Source organism: Streptomyces monashensis (assembly GCF_001866665.1).
Classification (GTDB): domain Bacteria; phylum Actinomycetota; class Actinomycetes; order Streptomycetales; family Streptomycetaceae; genus Streptomyces; species Streptomyces monashensis.
Genome location: NZ_MLYO01000035.1, coordinates 15,668 through 31,190, shown reverse-complemented (window position 1 = coordinate 31,190; position 15,523 = coordinate 15,668). Strand labels below are relative to the sequence as shown.

18 protein-coding genes are annotated in these 15,523 nt (G+C 71.0%); 6 read left to right on the top strand and 12 right to left on the bottom strand.

Annotation, left to right across the window (positions count from 1 at the left end; genetic code table 11):
* Positions 1-69: 69 nt before the first annotated feature.
* The gene (locus BIV23_RS21335) at positions 70-657 is read right to left on the bottom strand and encodes a winged helix-turn-helix domain-containing protein (protein ID WP_071382516.1); all 588 of its coding nucleotides are present in this window, start codon (positions 655-657) and stop codon (positions 70-72) included.
* 576 nt (positions 658-1,233) lie between these two features.
* On the bottom strand, positions 1,234-2,265 hold the full coding sequence (gene glnII, locus BIV23_RS21330; protein ID WP_071382515.1) for a glutamine synthetase: 1,032 nt from the start codon (positions 2,263-2,265) through the stop codon (positions 1,234-1,236).
* Positions 2,266-2,547: 282 nt separating this feature from the next.
* Here glnII and BIV23_RS21325 point away from each other — a divergent pair, with 282 nt between their 5' ends.
* Entirely contained in the window at positions 2,548-3,414 is an 867-nt protein-coding gene (locus BIV23_RS21325; RefSeq protein WP_071382514.1) for an alpha/beta fold hydrolase, read from the top strand.
* A gap of 12 nt (positions 3,415-3,426) precedes the next feature.
* Here the strand turns inward: BIV23_RS21325 and BIV23_RS21320 are convergent, their stop codons facing one another.
* Positions 3,427-4,260, bottom strand: a complete 834-nt coding sequence (locus BIV23_RS21320) for an RlpA-like double-psi beta-barrel domain-containing protein (protein ID WP_071382513.1) — start codon at positions 4,258-4,260, stop codon at positions 3,427-3,429.
* Positions 4,261-4,379: 119 nt separating this feature from the next.
* Positions 4,380-4,748 carry an arsenate reductase family protein gene (locus BIV23_RS21315; protein WP_071382512.1) on the bottom strand — a complete coding sequence of 123 codons (369 nt, stop codon included), beginning with the start codon at positions 4,746-4,748 and terminating at the stop codon, positions 4,380-4,382.
* Between the two features lie 276 nt (positions 4,749-5,024).
* Between BIV23_RS21315 and BIV23_RS21310 the strand changes: the two genes are divergently transcribed.
* Positions 5,025-5,339 carry a hypothetical protein gene (locus BIV23_RS21310; protein WP_071382511.1) on the top strand — a complete coding sequence of 105 codons (315 nt, stop codon included), beginning with the start codon at positions 5,025-5,027 and terminating at the stop codon, positions 5,337-5,339.
* A 285-nt stretch (positions 5,340-5,624) separates the two neighbouring features.
* On the top strand, positions 5,625-5,912 hold the full coding sequence (locus tag BIV23_RS21305; protein ID WP_071382510.1) for a hypothetical protein: 288 nt from the start codon (positions 5,625-5,627) through the stop codon (positions 5,910-5,912).
* Positions 5,913-5,928: 16 nt separating this feature from the next.
* Here BIV23_RS21305 and pspAB read toward each other — a convergent pair whose 3' ends face one another.
* The 4 genes from pspAB to glnA all read right to left on the bottom strand — a co-directional run bounded on the left by pspAB (position 5,929) and on the right by glnA (position 9,429).
* A complete protein-coding gene (pspAB, locus tag BIV23_RS21300) occupies positions 5,929-6,513 on the bottom strand; it encodes a PspA-associated protein PspAB (RefSeq protein WP_071382509.1) in 585 nt (194 codons plus the stop codon).
* Positions 6,514-6,516: 3 nt separating this feature from the next.
* Positions 6,517-7,434, bottom strand: coding sequence for a zinc metalloprotease HtpX (htpX, locus tag BIV23_RS21295; RefSeq protein ID WP_071382508.1), 918 nt, complete (start codon positions 7,432-7,434; stop codon positions 6,517-6,519).
* Positions 7,435-7,576: 142 nt separating this feature from the next.
* Complete coding sequence (locus BIV23_RS21290) at positions 7,577-7,834, bottom strand: SCO2583/SCO2584 N-terminal domain-containing protein (protein ID WP_071382507.1); 258 nt, start codon at positions 7,832-7,834, stop codon at positions 7,577-7,579.
* 185 nt (positions 7,835-8,019) lie between these two features.
* Positions 8,020-9,429, bottom strand: a complete 1,410-nt coding sequence (gene glnA / locus BIV23_RS21285; protein ID WP_071382506.1) for a type I glutamate--ammonia ligase — start codon at positions 9,427-9,429, stop codon at positions 8,020-8,022.
* A gap of 210 nt (positions 9,430-9,639) precedes the next feature.
* Between glnA and BIV23_RS21280 the strand changes: the two genes are divergently transcribed.
* Entirely contained in the window at positions 9,640-10,107 is a 468-nt protein-coding gene (locus BIV23_RS21280) for an RDD family protein (protein WP_071382505.1), read from the top strand.
* 141 nt (positions 10,108-10,248) lie between these two features.
* Positions 10,249-10,749, top strand: coding sequence for a flavin reductase family protein (locus BIV23_RS21275; protein WP_071370209.1), 501 nt, complete (start codon positions 10,249-10,251; stop codon positions 10,747-10,749).
* A 12-nt stretch (positions 10,750-10,761) separates the two neighbouring features.
* Here the strand turns inward: BIV23_RS21275 and BIV23_RS21270 are convergent, their stop codons facing one another.
* The 4 genes from BIV23_RS21270 to lipB form a co-directional block, all read right to left on the bottom strand.
* Positions 10,762-11,451 carry a DUF4191 domain-containing protein gene (locus BIV23_RS21270; RefSeq protein WP_071382504.1) on the bottom strand — a complete coding sequence of 230 codons (690 nt, stop codon included), beginning with the start codon at positions 11,449-11,451 and terminating at the stop codon, positions 10,762-10,764.
* Between the two features lie 60 nt (positions 11,452-11,511).
* Positions 11,512-11,709, bottom strand: coding sequence for an SCO2195 family GlnR-regulated protein (locus tag BIV23_RS21265; protein WP_071370207.1), 198 nt, complete (start codon positions 11,707-11,709; stop codon positions 11,512-11,514).
* Positions 11,710-11,929: 220 nt separating this feature from the next.
* The gene (gene lipA / locus BIV23_RS21260) at positions 11,930-12,895 is read right to left on the bottom strand and encodes a lipoyl synthase (protein ID WP_071382503.1); all 966 of its coding nucleotides are present in this window, start codon (positions 12,893-12,895) and stop codon (positions 11,930-11,932) included.
* Between the two features lie 107 nt (positions 12,896-13,002).
* Positions 13,003-13,818 carry a lipoyl(octanoyl) transferase LipB gene (gene lipB / locus BIV23_RS21255; RefSeq protein ID WP_079173289.1) on the bottom strand — a complete coding sequence of 272 codons (816 nt, stop codon included), beginning with the start codon at positions 13,816-13,818 and terminating at the stop codon, positions 13,003-13,005.
* A 239-nt stretch (positions 13,819-14,057) separates the two neighbouring features.
* On the opposite strand from lipB, the gene BIV23_RS21250 reads away from it, so the two are divergent.
* On the top strand, positions 14,058-15,515 hold the full coding sequence (locus BIV23_RS21250; RefSeq protein WP_071382501.1) for an NsdA family TPR-like regulatory protein: 1,458 nt from the start codon (positions 14,058-14,060) through the stop codon (positions 15,513-15,515).
* Positions 15,516-15,523: the final 8 nt, after the last annotated feature.

The following is a 15,523-nucleotide window of genomic DNA, read 5'->3' as shown; positions in this document are numbered from 1 at the left end:
GCCGCCGATCGTGCCCGGTCCGGGCGGGCGGCGGTACGGGGCTCTGCCGAGAGCAGAGCCGGGGGAGGGTCAGCGGCCGGTCGGCGGGGTGTACTTGTAACCGACCCGGCGCACCGTCTGGATCGTCTGCCGGTACTGCGCGCCCAGCTTGCGGCGCAGCCGGGCGATGTGCACGTCGACGGTGCGGCCGTCGCCGACGTGGCCGTAGCCCCACACCGTGGTGACCAGCTGGTCGCGGGTGTGCACCCGGTGCGGGTGGGCCACCAGGTGGGCCAGCAGCTCGAACTCCAGGTAGGTCAGGTCGAGTTCACGGCCGTCGACGTCGGCGGTGCGCTGCACGGGGTCGATCCGCACCGGCTGCTCGGCCCCGGCCCCGGCTTGCCCGGTCTCGGTCTGCCCGGTCTCGGCCGGCTGCTCCGGCAGCGCGACCGGCAGGAACGGCGGCCGCTGGTCGGCCGGGACCAGCACCAGGTAGCCGACCATCGGCGGCCGGCCGGGCAGGGTGGGCAGGGTGTGCTCCGGCGCGGGCAGCCAGGTGGCGCCGGGCGGCAGGAAGTCCGGGAGCTCGAGCACCTCGTCCCGGTCGACGGCACGCAGCCGGTGCCGGGCGGGAGCGGTGAGGGAGGTGGCGGACGAGAGGGAACGAGTGGTCGCCATGAGAGGTCAGCTCTTTCGCGCGAGAGGTTCGTCGGGAAGGGCGACGGCCGCGATTCGTGGTCGGGCGCGTCAGCGGGACGTACGTCGTTTCGCGCGGGCCGGGAGGCCGGGGGTTACGGCTCTACAGGGCCCGCGCGTCGGTCGCGCGACAACACACCCGGTCGAAGTCGTGGTGCTGACGGGAAGGCCAGAAGGGCTCGAGGTCATGGCGACCCGTCGCGGTGCACTTCTGGAAACTGGCCATGCGCCCATTGAAGCAGACGCGACCGCCGACGAGGACCCTCCTCTCACTGCTTGGACGTTTCCTTGGCGGGAAGTTGACGCCGACTGTCCTCCGCCGCCGTGAATTCGGGCCTGATCAGCGACGTACGGCCCGGTGGGTCGTCCGAAACGACGTCTCGGCATACGGACAGCGCTCCGACGGCGTGCGGCAGATCCCCGGCGTCGGCCGGCCGGAGCAACTCCCGCCGGTGGCCGGGTCCGTGCACGGTGTGCCGGGCGGGCGGGACACCGCGACACGCGACAGGGGCGCCCGCCGGGATGGCGGGCGCCCCTGGGTGCGTGAGGGAGGAGGGATCAGACCTGGCCGGCCTTCTCCAGGGCGGCGCAGCAGGTGTCCACCAGCAGGCGGGTCACCACGTACGGGTCGACGTTCGCGTTGGGGCGGCGGTCCTCGATGTAGCCCTTGCCGTCCTTCTCGACCTGCCACGGGATACGGACCGAGGCGCCGCGGTCGGAGACGCCGTAGGAGTACTCGTCCCACGGGGCGGTCTCGTGCAGGCCGGTCAGGCGCTCGTCGATGCCGGCGCCGTAGTTCTTGACGTGGTCCAGGGGCTTGGAGCCCTCACCGAGCGACTCGCACGCGGTGATGATCGCGTCGTACCCCTCGCGCATGGCCTTCGTGGAGAAGTTGGTGTGCGCGCCCGCGCCGTTCCAGTCGCCCTTGACCGGCTTCGGGTCGAGGGTCGCGGAGACGCCGAAGTCCTCGGCGGTGCGGTACAGCAGCCAGCGGGCCACCCACAGCTGGTCGGAGACCTCCAGCGGGGCGAGCGGGCCGACCTGGAACTCCCACTGGCCCGGCATGACCTCGGCGTTGATGCCGGAGATGCCGAGACCGGCCTTCAGGCAGTGCTCCAGGTGGGCCTCGACGATGTCACGGCCGAAGATCTCGTCGGCGCCGACGCCGCAGTAGTAGCCGCCCTGCGGGGCCGGGAAGCCGTTCTCGGGGAAGCCGAGCGGGCGGGTGCCGTCGAAGAAGGTGTACTCCTGCTCGATGCCGAAGACCGGCTCCTGCGCGGCGAACCGCTCGGCGACCTCGGCCAGCGCGGCACGGGTGTTGGACGCGTGCGGCGTCATGTCGGTGTCGAGGACCTCGCACAGCACCAGGACGTCCTCGCCGCCGCGGATCGGGTCCGGGCAGGTGAAGACCGGCTTGAGCACGCGGTCCGAGGCGTGGCCCTCGGCCTGGTTGGTGGAGGAGCCGTCGAAGCCCCAGATCGGCAGCGCGTCGAGACCGGCCGGCGAGCCCGCGATGATCTTCGTCTTGGACCGGAGCTTCGCCGTCGGGGCGGTGCCGTCGATCCAGATGTACTCGGCCTTGAAGGTCACGGGGCCACTTCCTTCGGGTGGGTCGGCGCACGTGTCGCGGGTGCTGCCGTGCTGCGGGTTGCTGCGGCGCTACGGCACCGGGGCGCCGCGTCGATCTGCCGGGCAGCCTCCCAACAGGCGATTTCCCGTCCGTTGCCCTTGTGTGAACCCCGTGTTACCTGGTGTTTCTGTGGTGCGTCTCACGCGGTGAGGAATCCTTTTCGGCCACCGTGGCCTCCCGGCTCGCGTCCAGGAAGCCCCGGAACCTGTCGACGAGGGCCGTCGTGGCGTTACCGTGCGGCGGTGGACCTCACACCCCCGCCCGGCGGCCGCTTCCGCGACGCGTACGAGAAGGTGCTGGCCAAGTGGCCTGCCGACCGCGAGGCGCTGACCGTCCGCACTCCCTTCGGGGACACCCGCGTCAACGCCTGCGGCCCGCGCGACGCACCCCCGTTGCTGCTGCTCCCGGGCGGCGGGGCGGCCACCTCCGTCTCCTGGTACGGCCAGGCCGCCGCCCTCGCCCGCGTCCGCCGGGTGTACGCCGCCGACCTGATCGGCGCCCCCGGCCTGAGCGTCCCGGCCGCCGACCGTCACCCCCGTACGGTCGCCGACCTGTCCGCCTGGCTGGACGCCCTGCTCGACGGCCTGGGCGCCGACGAGGCCGACCTGGGCGCGCACTCGTACGGCGGCTGGATCGCCCTGCACCACACCCTGCGGGCGCCAGGCCGGGTACGCCGCCTGTTCCTCCTGGACCCGACCCAGTGTTTCGCCGGGTTCAAGGCGGCGTACCTGCTGCACGCCCTGCCGATGCTGCTGCGGCCCTCACCCCGCCGGGTCCGGGCCTTCCTGGAGTGGGAGACCGGGGCGGGGGCGCCGCTCGACCCGGACTGGCTCGCCCTCCAGGAGGCGGGCGCGGGCTTCCCGGCCCGCAGGCCGGTCACCGGGCCGCGCCCGGCGCCGGACGCGCTGCGGGCGCTCAGGACGCCGGTCCTGCTGCTCGTGGCCGCGAACAGCAGGACCCATGACCCGCGCGAGGTGGCGGCCCGAGCCGCCGAGCTGTTGCCGCGCGTGGAGACGGCGGTCCTGCCGGGCGTCTCTCATCACGCGCTGCCCCAGTCGGCGCCGGGCGGCCTGGCGGGCCGTATCACCGCGTTCCTGTCCGCCGACTGATGTTCCCCGGCCTCACCCCACCTTCTCGATCAGCGCGTGACGGATGAGGAACTTGCCCGATTCCCGGACCTGTTCGAAGGCCGCGTTGTTCAGCAGGACACAACTGCCGGAGACAGAGGTGACCTTCACCGTCGTGGACTTGTTGTTGTCCAGGTTGGTGACCTTCAGCGTCGTCCCCGCCGGGAACTGGTTGCTGGAGGCGGCCGGGGCGCCGCCCTCGCCGGAGAGCGTGACGGTGGAGCCGTTGCAGACCTGCTGACCGGAGGCGGCGGCACCACCGGCACCACCGGCACCACCGGCACCACCGGCACCACCGGCACCACCGGCACCACCGGCACCACCGGCACCACCGGCACCACCGGCACCACCGGCACTACCGGCGCCGCCGCTCCCGGCGGCGGACTGCGAGGGCTGTGCGCCCGGCTGGGCACTGCCGGACTGCTGCCCGGCACCCTGCTGACCCGCACCCTGCTGACCCGCACCCTGCTGACCCGCACCCTGCTGCGCCGACTGGGAGCCCTGAGCCGACTCCCCAACGGTGCAACCGGCCGCCTTCTGCTGGACCTTGATCTGTGCGATGACCGCCTGCCGGTTGGCGATCCGGGCCGCCGACTGGGCGTCCGGGCCGGCCTGCTGCCCGGCGATGAACCGTTCGTTGTTGCCGAGGGCCGTGGCGAGCCCCTGGCAGACGGTCGAGTTCCCGGCGGACAGGGTCTTCGCGTTCTGCGCGGGCTGGGCGGCGTTGGACGTGGTGGCGAGCGCGAAGGCCCCGCCACCCGCCACCGCCGCGGCACCGACGAGCAGTGCGATCGTCTTCTTCGGACCGAGAGTTCGCCTGCGCGACATGCGCGCCTCCTGAAGAGGTAGGGGAGCGTACGTCGCTAGGTACGAGATACCGAACGAGGTGACTCAGCGACCACGGGAGTCACTGAAGTGACCTGCGCCACACGGGATGTGGTGCCGGCTCAGCCCTTGTTGCGGGAGAGGGCCTCGCGTACGGCGTCCTCGGTGCGGGCCACCAGGGCCGTTCCGTCGTCGGCGGTGATGATCGGGCGCTGGATGAGCCGGGGGTGCTCGGCGAGGGCGGTGATCCACCGCTCGCGCGTGCTCGCGTCCTTCGCCCAGTCCTTGAGCCCCAGTTCCTTGGCGTCGGCCTCCTGGGTACGGGTGATGTCCCACGGTTCGAGGTTCAGCCGGTCGAGCACGGCCCTGATCTCGTCGGCGCCGGGTACGTCGTCCAGGTAACGCCGGACGGTGTACTCGGCCCCCTCGGCGTCGAGCAGGCTGATGGCGCTGCGGCACTTGGAGCAGGCCGGGTTGATCCAGATTTCCATGCGGGACACGGTACGCGGCCCAGGGGCAGGAGCCGGTCCAGCACCGGCCGGTGCGGCCCCGCCGCGGTGTCCCGGTCCCCTCTGTTCGAATTTCTTCCGCCTCACGCGCATCGTGGAGACCGTAGGTGACACGACGGCAATTCCCTTGTTCACCTGGATGTTTGCCCGTCTCCGCGGACTCCCTCGATGTCAGTGCCCGGCAGTAAACTGGAGGCAGTGTTCGAGGGTGTCGCCGGACTGTCCGGCAGGCGCCCTGACCGCGACAGGAGGATGCCTGTGCCCGCTGCCGCCCTGAGGCCGAAGCCGTCCCGGACCCAGTCCACCGCCCAGCACCCCGTGCTGTTCGACTCGCCCGTCCAGCCCGTGACGAAGCGCCCGCTGCCGGCCGGACGGCCGCGTGCGTGGTACGTCACGCACAACCGCCGGCTGAAGGCCATGCGCCTCGCCATAGCCCTGCTCGACTCCGGCGTCTACCTCCCTTCCCAGGCCTCCGACGCCACGATCCGCGCCACGGCGCAGGACATCGGCATGCGCCCACCGTCCGACACGACCTGCCACATGGTCCGGGCGTTCATGCGCTACAACCGCTGAGACCGCCGTACACGACCGCGCACCGGGTGTCCCGCACATCGGCGGGCACCCGGTGCGTGCTCACGCCGCGGCCGCCGCCGCCAACCCGCTCCCGCTCGTCCGCCGGTGCGCGGGATGCCCCGGGAGCCGCAGGCTCAACCGGTGCTTCACACCCGGGAGTTCGAGGCGCGAGGAGCGACGGACCGAAAACGGGGTGCGGGCATGCTCGTCGGCTCCCTACCCTGAACAAACGGCGCGAAGCCGACACACCCCACCCCCGCCACACTCACCCCACGGAGGTCCGTCATGCGTGGCATCATCGCGACCGGGACCCTCGTCCTGGTGATCCTCGGATTCGGAGACCATCTCTGGTGGCTGGCCGCCGTCGCGCTGCTCTACCTGTACGCGACGCTCGCGAGACACGGACGCGGAGCGCCCGGCCCGCCACCGCCCGCCGGGGCGGGCACCCCGCCCCCGCCCGACAGCTACCGCGCCTACCGCGACCGCCGGGACCGGCAGGCCAGGTGGGAGCGGCGCTACCGCCGGGAGCGGCCGTTCGAGACCCGCCGGCAGGAGCAGCAGAAGAGCAGGTGAGCGACGGCGTCCCCGGTCACAGACCGGGGGCGCCCCACACCGGGAACCAGCGGCTCAGATCCTGCTCGATGCGCAGGTCGTTCGCGAGGGCCGCCTTCACCTGGAGTTCCAGCGCGCTGTCCCGCCGCTCCCCGCCGCCGGAGACGGGAGCGAAGGGGTAGAACGTGCCCCGTTTGTAGAGGTAGACCAGCGCCAGCCTGCGGCCGGCGCCGTCCCGGAACGCGGCCAGCGAGCACAGCAGCTGTGGGCCGAAGCCGTTGACCTCCATCGCGCTGTTCACCGCGTGCAGATCGTTGACCAGCTGTACCAGCTGCTCCGGGGTCCGCTCGGACACCAGCCACGAGTAGCCGTAGGTGTCCCGTTCCAGCTTCACCGGCGGCCCCGTGCGGTCGGTATCCGCGTCCAGCAGCGCCTGCACCTCCCGGTGGGTCTGCTCGAAGGCCGCCCCCTCCACCGTGGCGAAGCACACCGCCCCGCCCCCGGTGGGTGTGAAACCGGCCGCGGCCTCAAGGGTCACGGCCGCCGACGGCAGCGCGAAGAGCTGATCCAGATCGGGCGCGACCGGTTTCGTACGGCCCAGCAGGATGTCCAGCAGCCCCAATGCTCAGCCCGCCTTCCCGGGAGTGGCGGCCTCGCCCAGCTCCGCCGAGATCCGGCCCAGCTGGTCCAGGCGCTGCTCCAGGGTCGGGTGGGTGGAGAAGAGCCGCTCCAGGCCCGGCTCCTTGCCCTTCGCCGGGGTGAAGTAGAACGCGTTGAACGCCTGCGCCGTGCGCAGATCCTTGGTCGGGATCCGGGCGATGTCCCCCGAGACCTTGGTGAGCGCCGAGGCGAGGGCCGAGGGGCGGCCGGTGAGATGCGCGGCGGCACGGTCCGCCGCCAGCTCCCGGTACCGCGACAGCGCCCGGATCAACAGGAAGCTGATCGCGTACACCGCCGCCGACACGGCCAGCACGCCGGCCATGACGGCCGCCGTGTTCTGGTCCCGGCGGCCCCCGAAGAGGCCCGAATAGAGGGCGAACCGGACGATCAGGCCGGCCAGCACCCCGAGGAAGGACGCGATCGTGATCACGGCGACGTCCTTGTGCGCGACGTGCGACAGCTCGTGCGCCAGCACGCCCTCCAGCTCGGCGGGCTCCAGCCGCCGCAGCAGGCCCGTCGTCACGCAGACCACCGCGTGATCGGGGTTCCGCCCGGTCGCGAACGCGTTCGGCATGTCCATCTCGGACACGGCGACGACCGGCTTGGGCATGTCCGCGATCGCACACAGCCGGTCCACGACCGCGTGCAACTCGGGATACTCCTCGCGCTCCACGACCCGACCGTGCATCGCGAACATGGCGATCTTGTCGGAGAACCAGAACTGGGCCACGAACATCGCCCCGACCACGACGACGACCAGCACCCAGGACCTCAGCAGCACGATCAATGCCGCGACGAAGCCCACGTACAGCAGCCCGAGCAGGAACATCGTGAGTCCCATGCGCACGGCCAGCCGTCGGTCGCTCCGGAACCGGCTCTGCATCTTGCATCACCCCGCAGTCACGCACTCGTCCCGCTGTCCAGTGTGCACCTGTCGCATGCCATGAAGTGGTTCCGAACGACCCCAGACGCAGCAAAAAGCTGCCTGTGAGCACCCCTCCCGGTACGCGGAGTGAGCCCGTCCCCTAGGAGGAGGAGCTGAACTGCACGAGCGCGATCAGCGCCATCACCGCGACCACACAGCCGACCACCACGGCCGTCGACGCCCATGACGCCCGGCGCGGCACCGGGTCCGGGTCGGCGCGGAAGGGCGCCGGGTCCGGCGGGTTCTCCTTCCAGCGGGCGGCGAGCATCCGCGCCCGGGCCGAGGGCTCCTTGTGCTCGGCGGACTCCGCCCACCGGTGATCGAACTCCCGCTCCCAGTCGTCGTCCTGTTGCGACATCCCCGTTCAACCTCTCTCGTCCGTCAAGGGTCAGGAGGGATGATCCCCCGAAAGCAGGAAGCCTGGGAAGCGGAAAAGGTTGCGCTCAGGTCAGCGACGCGGCCGGCGGTACGACCCCGGGCCGGACATGAGCGAGGCCCCCCGGCACGAGCCGAGGGGCCTGCTGATCCCGGGGGATCCGTCTGTCACACGTCGAAGTACAGCTCGAACTCGTGCGGGTGCGGACGCAGCTGGAGCGGCGCGATCTCGTTGGTGCGCTTGAGGTCGATCCACGTCTCGATCAGGTCCGGCGTGAACACGTCGCCCTGGAGGAGGAACTCGTGGTCGGCCTCCAGCGAGTCGAGGACGGCCGGGAGGGAGGTCGGGACCTGGGCGACGTTCGCGTGCTCCTCGGGAGCCAGCTCGTACAGGTCCTTGTCGATCGGCTCGGCCGGCTCGATCTTGTTCTTGATGCCGTCCAGGCCCGCGAGGAGCAGGGCGGAGAAGGCCAGGTACGGGTTGCCGGAGGAGTCGGGCGCGCGGAACTCGACGCGCTTGGCCTTCGGGTTGGAACCCGTGATCGGGATGCGCATGGCCGCGGAGCGGTTGCGCTGCGAGTACACCAGGTTGATCGGCGCCTCGAAGCCCGGCACCAGACGGTGGTACGAGTTCACCGTCGGGTTGGTGAAGGCCAGCAGCGACGGGGCGTGCTTGAGGATGCCGCCGATGTAGTAGCGGGCGGTGTCCGACAGGCCCGCGTAACCGGCCTCGTCGTAGAACAGCGGGTCGCCGTTGCTCCACAGCGACTGGTGCACGTGCATGCCCGAGCCGTTGTCGCCGAAGATCGGCTTCGGCATGAAGGTCGCGGTCTTGCCGTTGCGCCAGGCGACGTTCTTCACGATGTACTTGAAGAGCTGGAGGTCGTCGGCGGCGGCGAGCAGCGTGTTGAACTTGTAGTTGATCTCGGCCTGGCCGGCGGTGCCCACCTCGTGGTGCTGGCGCTCGACCTTCAGACCCTGCCGGTCCAGCTCCAGGGAGATCTCGGCGCGCAGGTCGGCGAAGTGGTCGACCGGCGGGACCGGGAAGTAGCCGCCCTTGTAGCGGACCTTGTAGCCACGGTTGTTCTCGACGGCGCCGGTGTTCCAGGCGCCCGCCTCGGAGTCGATGTGGTAGAACGACTCGTTCGCCGAGGTGGCGAAGCGCACGCTGTCGAAGACGTAGAACTCGGCCTCGGGGCCGAAGTACGCGGTGTCCGCGATGCCGGTCGACGCGAGGTACGCCTCGGCCTTCTTCGCCACGTTGCGCGGGTCACGGGAGTACTGCTCGCCCGTGATCGGGTCGTGGATGAAGAAGTTGACGTTGAGGGTCTTGTCCCGGCGGAACGGGTCGATCCGGGCCGTGGACAGGTCGGCGCGCAGCGCCATGTCGGACTCGTGGATGGCCTGGAAGCCACGGATCGACGATCCGTCGAAGGCCAGCTCCTCGTCGGGGTCGAACGCCTCGACGGGCACCGTGAAGTGCTGCATGACGCCCGGCAGGTCGCAGAAGCGGACGTCGACGAACTTGACGTCCTCGTCCGCGATGAACTTCTTGGCCTCGTCGGCGTTCTGGAACATCCAGCTCCTCCTACTCCCGACCGTCCTCGCCGGGGTGGTAGATCGTTCGTGCGGCCAGTGCGGTGGCACACGCTGGTCTCGACCCTAGGGACGGGTGATTTCTCGGGCGTGACCCGTTTGTTTCGCAGAAGTTAACCGGCCACCTGTCCACCGTAGCCCCGACACACCCCTCGGCACAGGGCTCGCAGCCGGGCGCAGTACCGTTGACGGGTGGACAACAGGCAGGCAATCGGATCATGGCTCTCCGGGCCCCGCGAGGCCATGGAAGAAGCCGGCGCGGACTTCGGCTACCGGGGTGAACAGCTCGGTCTCCCGCAGGACGGGCCGAACTCGATCGCCCGGCCCGGGCGGCGCCTCGGCGCCCTCGCCGTGGACTGGGCGATGAGCGTCCTGATCGCATACGGCCTGATCACCAACGGCTACAGCCAGGCGACCAGCAACTGGGCCCTCGGTGTCTTCTTCGTCCTGAGCGCCCTGACCGTCGGCACGATCGGCTTCACCCCGGGCAAGCGCCTGTTCGGCCTCCGCGTCGTGGCCCTGGAGACCGGCACGGTCAGCCCGGCCCGCGCCCTGCTCCGCACGATCCTGCTGTGCCTCGCGATCCCGGCCCTGGTCTGGGACCGCGACGGCCGCGGTCTGCACGACCGGCTGGCGAAGACGGTCGAAGTACGCGTCTGAGCGGCGCCGGGCGCACCGCCCGCGCCCGGCCGTGGTCCGGTTGCCCCACCCCCTGCCCGGCGGCATAGTCGTGACCGTGGTCGTGACCGCCCGGACACGGACGGTCGTCGGACCGACGTCGCGGGACAGGTGGTGCACGCAATGACCGATAGCCAGGATGTGATGGCGGCCGAGGTGACCCCCGAGGACTTCCGGGACGCCATGGCACGCTTTCCGTCGGGCGTGGTGGTGGTGACCGCCCACTGCGAGGACGGCACCCCCCGCGGTTTCACGGCCAGTTCCTTCTGCTCGGTCTCCCTGGAACCCCCGCTGGTGCTGGTGTGCCTGTCGGACACGGCCGACTCGGCGCTGGTCTTCGCGCGCTGCGAGCACTTCGCGGTGAGCGTGCTGGCCCCGGAACACCAGCATCTGGCGCTGCGCTTCGCCACCAAGGGGGCGGACAAGTTCGCCGACCCGGTGCTCAAGCCGAGTCCCACCGGGCTGCCGACGGTGTACCAGGCGCCCGTACAGCTGGACTGTGCCGCATACGCGCGTTACCCGGCCGGGGATCACACGATCCTGATCGGCCGGGTAACGGGAGTGCGGCTGGGCGAGGGGTCGCCGATGGTGTACTGCGAGCGGGAGTTCCGCTCGCTGAACTAGCTGCTACGAGGCTCAGCGGCCCTTCGGCATGCGCATGCCCTTGGGCATGGGGCCCTTCGGCACCGGCATGTTGCTCATCAGGTCGCCCATGGCGCGCAGCCGGTCGGTGGTGGCCGTCACCTGGGGGCCGGTCAGCACGCGCGGGAACTTCAGCATGGTCGTCCGCAGCTTCTTCAGCTCGACCAGGCCCTCGCCGTTGCCGACGATGACGTCGTGCACCGGCACGTCCGCCACGATGCGGTTCATCTTCTTCTTCTCGGCGGCCAGCAGGCTCTTCACCCGGTTCGGGTTGCCCTCGGCGACCAGCACGATGCCGGCCTTGCCGACCGCGCGGTGCACCACGTCCTGGCTGCGGTTCATCGCCACCGCCGGGGTCGTCGTCCAGCCCCGGCCGATGTTGTCCAGCACGGCGGCCGCGGCGCCCGGCTGGCCCTCCATCTGGCCGAAGGCGGCACGCTCGGCCCGGCGGCCGAACACGATCGCGGTCGCCAGCAGAGCGATCAGCAGGCCGAAGATGCCCAGGTAGACGGGATGGCCGAGCAGGAAGCCGATCGCGAGGAAGACGGCGAGAATGCCGATTCCGACAGCCCCGAGCACAAGACCGATCTTCTTGTCGGCCTTACGGGTCATCTTGTATGTGAGAGCGATCTGCTTCAGTCGCCCTGCGTTCGCGGCGTCCGCCGCGGTTTCCTTCCTCGCCATGGCACGAAGTCTACGTGGCCCGGGGAGTGCCGACGACGGCAGTGCCCGGGGGAGGGGCGGTCAGGGGCGGCCGGCGGCCTGCTCCAGGACGCGCTGCGCCTCGACGCGGTCCTTGGCGCGGCGGCGGTCCTCCAGCACGGAGGTCCAGGCATTGCGGCGGGCGGTGCGCTGACCGCCGCTCATGAGCAGGTGCTCGACGGCGCGGAGAGCATCGGTGAAGGACGGGATGGCGGTGGCGCGGACGGGCGCGGCCTGCATGTTCGAGGTCCCCCCTCGGAGCGGCGGGTGGTGTACGGGGCGTGATACCAGAGTCACTGTTTGGTGTTACCAGGGCGTGACCGACCGGTCAAACGCCAATGAAACCTTGATGCGGTACCCCCAAAAGCTGACGCGGCCCTGATGAACGCCCTCATCAGCGAGGACGGTCAGGGCCGCGTCGACTCGGCCATTACTGGCCGGTAATTGCTTGTGCGTGAATTCACACAGCCTGGGAGGCGATGTAACTCCCACGCTTCTCGACGGCCATCTGGTACAGCCGCCCGGCCCGGTACGAGGAGCGCACCAGCGGACCCGACATCACACCGGAGAAGCCGATCTGCTCGGCCTCCTCCTTCAGCTCCACGAACTCCTGCGGCTTGACCCAGCGCTCGACGGGGTGGTGCCGGACGGAGGGGCGCAGGTACTGGGTAATGGTGACCAGCTCGCAACCGGCGTCGTGCAGCTGCCGCAGCGCCTCGCTGATCTCCTCGCGGGTCTCGCCCATGCCGAGGATCAGGTTCGACTTGGTGACCAGGCCGACGTCGCGGGCGTCGGTGATGACCTTCAGGGAGCGCTCGTAGCGGAAGCCGGGGCGGATCCGCTTGAAGATCCGCGGCACCGTCTCGACGTTGTGCGCGAACACCTCGGGGCGGGACTCGAAGACCTCGGCCAGCTGCTCCGGGACCGCGTTGAAGTCGGGGGCCAGCAGCTCGACCTTCGTGCGGCCGGCCTCGCGGTCCGCCGTCTGCCGGTGGATCTGGCGCACGGTCTCGGCGTACAGCCAGGCGCCGCCGTCCTCCAGGTCGTCGCGGGCGACGCCGGTGATGGTGGCGTAGTTCAGATCCATCGTGACCACGGACTCGCCGACGCGGCGCGGCTCGTCGCGGTCGAGCGCCTCCGGCTTGCCGGTGTCGATCTGGCAGAAGTCGCAGCGCCGGGTGCACTGGTCGCCGCCGATGAGGAAGGTCGCCTCGCGGTCCTCCCAGCACTCGTAGATGTTCGGGCAGCCGGCTTCCTGGCAGACCGTGTGCAGGCCCTCGCTCTTCACGAGGTTCTGCATCTTCGTGTACTCGGGACCCATTTTCGCCCGGGTCTTGATCCACTCGGGCTTGCGCTCGATGGGGGTCTGGCTGTTGCGGACCTCCAGGCGCAGCATCTTGCGTCCGTCGGGTGCGACTGCGGACACGACCGGCTCCCTAAGCTTTGATTCCTCGGCGCACACCAGGGTACGCCCGTACAAAATGCGCCCTGCCGCTGGAGCCAACCCCGCTGCCGCAGGGCGCATTCCCAGAGTCAGGCGGAGGCCTTCTCGATCACCCGGGGCCTCAGGTCCGCGTTCCCGAGGACGTCCTGCAGATGCCTCTCGGCGACCGGCAGCACCTCGTCGATGGTCACCTCGCGGCCGAGCTCGTACGAGAGGGAGGTCACGCCCGCGTCGCGGATGCCGCACGGGATGATCTTGTCGAAGTTCGAGGTGTCCGGGTTCACGTTCAGGGCGAAGCCGTGCATCGTGACGCCCTTGGCGACGCGGATGCCCATGGCGCAGATCTTGCGGTCCTCACGACGCTGGCCCGCGTTCGAGGGCGCGTACTCGGGGCCGTTGAGCCGGGGGTCGAACTCGGGGTCGTTCGCGCGCGGGTCGAAGTCGAGCGTGAGCCCGCCGAGCGCCGGGCGCCGCTCCACCGGGTCGCCGAGCACCCAGACACCGGCGCGGCCCTCGACCCGGGAGGTCTCGACGCCGAACTCGGCGCACACCGCGATCATCGCGTCCTCGAGGCGGCGCAGATGCGCGACCACGTCCACCGGGCGGGGCAGCTTCTGGATCGGGTAGCCGACGAGCTGGCCCGGTCCGTGCCAGGTGATCTTGCCGCCGCGGTCCACGTCGACCACGGGGGTGCCGTCCAGCGGGCGCTCCTCGGGCGCGGTGCGGCGGCCCGCCGTGTAGACGGGAGGATGTTCGAGGAGCAGAACGGTGTCCGGGACCTCGTCGGCGAACCGGGCCGCGTGCACCCGGCGCTGCTCGTCCCAGGCCTCCTGGTACTCGACGGCGTCCGCGCCGAACCCCATGCGGACGAACCCCAACTCACTCACGGCAAGCGCCTCCCTCAGCGACCGGGCAATCGACCGGGCAACCGGTGTCAGGCGCGTATCGCGCCCACGCCACTGTACGTCCGACCGGAGTACGTCAGCCCTACGGGCGTTTCTCACACGATCGGATGAATGGATGGCGGAAGGTGTGATCGCACCCTCACTCTCCGCTACATTCGCGCCGTTCACGAGGCCATAAGGGCTGCTCAACGGCAATCCGGGCACTGCGTCAGCCCGGAAGGCAGGAGACCGCACCGCAGATGACGGACCGACCCGCGCAGCGCACCCCCAACCGCCAACTCGCCGCGCTCATCGCAGAAGCGGGGTTCTCCAACGCGGGTCTGGCCCGTCGCGTCGACCAGCTCGGCCTGGAGCACGGGCTGGACCTCAGATACGACAAGACCTCGGTCACCCGCTGGCTGCGCGGACAGCAGCCCAGGGGTACCACCCCCGCTCTGATCGCCGAGGTGTTCACCCGTCGGCTCGGACGCCGGCTCACGGCCCAGGACCTCGGCCTGGACGCGTGCGCCCCGGTGTACGCCGGGCTGGAGTTCGCGGCCACCCCGGAGGAGGCCGTCGACATCGTCAGCGGGCTGTGGCGCAAGGACTCCGGCAGCCATGCCGAGCTGCGCAAGATCGCCTTCACCCCGGCCGGGCTCGTCGTGCCCAGCCGGGACTGGCTGATCGGCAAGGCCGACGACAAGGTGGCCCGGGAACCCGCGCCCCGGGTGCCCGCGCAGGCCCGGGCGGGCCTCGCCAAGCCCCAGCCGCTCGCCCCGCCCCGCTCCCGCGGGCACGCCGAGCGCGTCCCCGGGCACAAGGTCAGCAGCGGCGACATCGCCGCGCTCCGCTCGGTGGGCGAGCTGTTCCGCACCCTCGACGACCGCTTCGGCGGCGGCCACGCCCGCCAGGCCCTCGTGCGCTATCTGGAGCACGAGTGCGAGCCGATGCTCCGCGGCACCTACGACGAGCAGACCGGCCGCCGGCTGTTCGGCGCCGCCGCCGACCTGACCCGCCTCGCGGGCTGGACGTCGTACGACATCGCGGCGCACGGCCTCGCCCAGCGCTACTTCGTGCAGGCGCTGCGGCTCGCGCAGGCGGCCGGCGACCGGTCGTACGGCTCCTACGTCCTGGTCACCATGAGCCGCCAGGCCGTCTACCTCGGGCACGGCAGGGAGGCCGTGCAGCTGGCCCGGGTGGCCCAGCAGGGGGTCGGCACCGGCGCACCGCCGGTCGTGCAGGCGCTGCTGCACGCCTCCGAGGCGCGGGCGCACGGCGTGCTGGGCGAGGTGCGGGCGTGCACCGCGGCGCTGGTCCGGGCCGAACGCGCCCTGGAGGCGGCCCGGCCCGGGGACGACGTGCCGTACTGGGCCACGTTCTTCGACGAGGCCCAGCTCGCGGACGAGTTCGGGCACTGCCACCGGGACCTTCAGCAGTTCCGGGCCGCCGCCCAGCACGCCGAACGCTCCCTCCAGCTGCGCGCGCCCTCCTTCGCCCGCAGCCGGCTGTTCTGCCGCATCGTGCTCGCCACGGCCCGCCTGGGCCTCGGCGAACTCGACCAGGCGTGCGCGCTGGCCGCCGAAGCGGCCGGCGCGGCCGCCGAGATGAGGTCCGCTCGCGCGATCGAGTACGTGCGGGACTTCGAGCGGCGGCTGGAGCCGTACCGGGACGCGGCGCCGGCGAGGGGGTACCGGGAGAAGGTGGCCGCACTGAGCTGAGTGCTTCC

Coding starts and splice junctions, on each gene's coding strand:
- BIV23_RS21335 (WP_071382516.1), bottom strand. CDS start 657: ATGGCGACCACTCGTTCCCTCTCGTCCGCCACCTCCCTCACCGCTCCC.
- BIV23_RS21320 (WP_071382513.1), bottom strand. CDS start 4,260: ATGTCGCGCAGGCGAACTCTCGGTCCGAAGAAGACGATCGCACTGCTC.
- BIV23_RS21315 (WP_071382512.1), bottom strand. CDS start 4,748: ATGGAAATCTGGATCAACCCGGCCTGCTCCAAGTGCCGCAGCGCCATC.
- BIV23_RS21305 (WP_071382510.1), top strand. CDS start 5,625: ATGCGTGGCATCATCGCGACCGGGACCCTCGTCCTGGTGATCCTCGGA.
- htpX (WP_071382508.1), bottom strand. CDS start 7,434: ATGCAGAGCCGGTTCCGGAGCGACCGACGGCTGGCCGTGCGCATGGGA.
- BIV23_RS21290 (WP_071382507.1), bottom strand. CDS start 7,834: ATGTCGCAACAGGACGACGACTGGGAGCGGGAGTTCGATCACCGGTGG.
- glnA (WP_071382506.1), bottom strand. CDS start 9,429: ATGTTCCAGAACGCCGACGAGGCCAAGAAGTTCATCGCGGACGAGGAC.
- BIV23_RS21275 (WP_071370209.1), top strand. CDS start 10,249: ATGACCGATAGCCAGGATGTGATGGCGGCCGAGGTGACCCCCGAGGAC.
- BIV23_RS21270 (WP_071382504.1), bottom strand. CDS start 11,451: ATGGCGAGGAAGGAAACCGCGGCGGACGCCGCGAACGCAGGGCGACTG.
- BIV23_RS21265 (WP_071370207.1), bottom strand. CDS start 11,709: ATGCAGGCCGCGCCCGTCCGCGCCACCGCCATCCCGTCCTTCACCGAT.
- BIV23_RS21250 (WP_071382501.1), top strand. CDS start 14,058: ATGACGGACCGACCCGCGCAGCGCACCCCCAACCGCCAACTCGCCGCG.